This is a genomic window from Streptomyces sp. WELS2 (genome assembly GCF_013870595.1).
Lineage (GTDB): Bacteria > Actinomycetota > Actinomycetes > Streptomycetales > Streptomycetaceae > Streptomyces.
This window is the reverse complement of the sequence record NZ_JACBWZ010000874.1, coordinates 1-2,445: the sequence shown is the minus strand read 5'-3', so window position 1 is coordinate 2,445 and position 2,445 is coordinate 1. Positions and strand designations below refer to the sequence as shown.

General features: G+C 73.9%; 3 protein-coding genes. 1 reads left to right on the top strand and 2 read right to left on the bottom strand.

What is annotated here, in order from left to right:
• Positions 1–720: RNA polymerase sigma factor (locus H5J33_RS31115; protein WP_181798104.1), on the bottom strand; the 720-nt coding region annotated here is incomplete at its 3' end.
• A gap of 187 nt (positions 721–907) precedes the next feature.
• Positions 908–1,327 carry a helix-turn-helix domain-containing protein gene (locus H5J33_RS31110; protein WP_181798103.1) on the bottom strand — a complete coding sequence of 140 codons (420 nt, stop codon included), beginning with the start codon at positions 1,325–1,327 and terminating at the stop codon, positions 908–910.
• A 107-nt stretch (positions 1,328–1,434) separates the two neighbouring features.
• Between H5J33_RS31110 and H5J33_RS31105 the strand changes: the two genes are divergently transcribed.
• The gene (locus H5J33_RS31105; protein ID WP_181798102.1) at positions 1,435–2,301 is read left to right on the top strand and encodes an alpha/beta fold hydrolase; all 867 of its coding nucleotides are present in this window, start codon (positions 1,435–1,437) and stop codon (positions 2,299–2,301) included.
• Positions 2,302–2,445: the final 144 nt, after the last annotated feature.

Sequence of the window (2,445 nt, the reverse complement as noted above, 5' to 3'; positions counted from 1 at the left end):
TCGAACTCCTTGCGGGTTCCACAGGCCGCCGCAGCGCGCGCACTCGCGGGCGTGCCGGGCTATCCGCTTGCGCCAGAGGGCGGAGGGCAGGCCGTCCCAGGAGGCCAGCACACCGCCCAGTTCCGGGCAGGCGGGGCGGGCGTCGAGCGCCCGTACCACCACGCGGGCCGACTCCAGGCGCGCCTTCATCCGCTGCACCCGGACCGCCGTGTGCTGCGGTGACACTCCGAGGGCCGTGGCGACCTCGGCCCGGGTCAGCTCGCCGGCGCACTCCAGCCACCACAGCGAGAGCACCTCGCGGTCCTCCGGCTCCAGCCAGCGGGTGGCGCGCGCGGTCTCCTGGCGCTGGCCGGACAACTGGAGCCGGACGATGGTCAGGTCCACGAAGTCGGCGCCCGGGTCGGCGACGCCGGTGGCCTCCTCCACGGTGCCCGGGGCGAGTTGGCGGTCCCGCCAGTGCGCGCGGACCCGGTTCATCGCGATGGCCACGAGCCAGGAGCGGAAGTTCTCCGGGGAGCGCAGGTCGCCGAGCGAGCCGAGGGCCCGGAGCATGGTCTCCTGGACCACGTCGTCCACGTCGACCGAACCGTTCAGGGCCCGCCCCACGATGTTGTACACGAGCGGGAGGTACGAGCCGACCAGGGCGTCCTGGGCCGCCGGGTCTCCCGCTCGGGCGGCGTCGACCAGTGCCGCCGTGTCCACCGTGTGCTGTGTCCTCATCAAAGCTTCCCTGTCCTCGGCGCCGAACGATGCTGTGCGTCACCTGGGAGACCGTCCGGCGCGGTGCCGATAACAGTTCTTCGCGGGACAGTTCTTCGGAGAATCGTTCGAGGGGAGGCTCACAGGGCGGTGCGGGGGCCGCAAGGAGGGAGATCACACCGGGCGGACCGGAGCGTCGCGGCCCGCTTCATCCCGCCGGCCGTCCGGCGGGTGTCTCCGGCCGGTCGTTCAGCGAGTTGGCCCGGTCGACCTCGGCCATGTGCTCCTCGGCCCAGTCCCGTACGACGGCGAGCACGGTGTCGAGCGACAGGCCGAGCGGGGTGAGCCGGTAGTGCACGGCGGGCGGTACGGAGGGCTCCACCCGGCGTTCGGCCAGGCCGTCGCGGACCAGGCTCCGCAGGGTCGCCGAGAGCATCTTCTGCGAGACGCCCGGCATCCGGCGCAGCAGTTCGGCGAAGCGCACTTCTCCCGGCGCGGCCTCGGCCAGCACCTTCACCGCCATCGACGTCCATTTCGTGCCGATCCGGTCGAGCAGCCGGCGGGTCGGGCACGCGGGGTCGAACAGGTCACCGCGCGCGGCGGGTGCGTCCTTGGCCTGGGAGGTCACCTGAAGCTCACCAACTGACGGGAAAGTGCGGTCTGTTGCCCCCGACCCTAGTTACCTAGCGTTCCCTTGTCACCCTTCGTTACTCGAGCGGCTCCAAGGGATCGCCCATGACTGTCACCTCCCTGCCCGGTGTGCGGCTGCGCCGGGTCACCGTCGACGGGACCGGACTCAACGTCGCCACGGCCGGCACGGGTCCGGCCGTACTGCTGCTGCACGGCTTCCCGCACACCTGGCGGCTGTGGAGCGAGGTCATCGGCCCGCTGGCCCGCCGGCACCGGGTGATCGCACCGGACCTGCGCGGCTTCGGCCACAGCGACCGGCCGGCGGACGGCTACGACGCCGGGACCCTGGCCGCCGACGCCGCGGGCCTGCTGGAGGCGCTCGACGCGGGACCGGCCGCCGTGGTCGGCATCGACCTCGGCACCCCGCCGGCGTTCCTGCTGGCCATGCGGCGGCCCGGCCTGGTGCGGCGGCTGGTGCTGATGGAGTCCCTGCTGGGCGATCTGCCGGGCGCCGAGGAGTTCCTCGCGGCGGGGCCGCCGTGGTGGTTCGGGTTCCACGCGGCACCGGGACTGGCCGAGTCGGTGCTCGCGGGGCACGAGGAGACGTACGTCGACTGGTTCCTCGAGCGTGGCACGCTGGGCCGGGGCGTACGGCCGGACGCGCGCGCCGGGTTCGTCCGCGCCTACACCGGCGGCGAGGCGCTGCGCTCGGCGTTCGGCCCCTACCGGGCGCTGCCCGAGAGCGCCCGGCAGATCCGGGAGGCGGTGTCCGGGGCCCGTCTCACCGTGCCGGCCCTCACCGTCGGCGCCCACCCGGTGGGCCGGTCGCTGGAACGGCAACTGCGGCCGTACGCCGACCGGTTGACCGGCCATGTGATCCCGGACTGCGGTCACATCATCCCGCTGGACCGCCCGGAGGCGCTGCTGGCGGTGCTGGAGCCGTTCCTGGCGGCGGACGACGGCCGGGGGTGAACGCCACCACCGGCACCCGGCGGCGGCTTCCCCCGCTGCGGGTCCAGGGGACTACGGCTGTTCTCCGCACGGCACGCCCCGGGAACGGCGGCCTTCGGCACGGCGGCCCCAGGAACGGCGGCCCTCGACAACCGTGCCCCCTCC

What these genes read in the sequence shown, in the direction of transcription:
- H5J33_RS31105 (WP_181798102.1), top strand. Translation starts at nt 1,435, where the DNA reads ATGACTGTCACCTCCCTGCCCGGTGTGCGGCTGCGCCGGGTCACCGTC.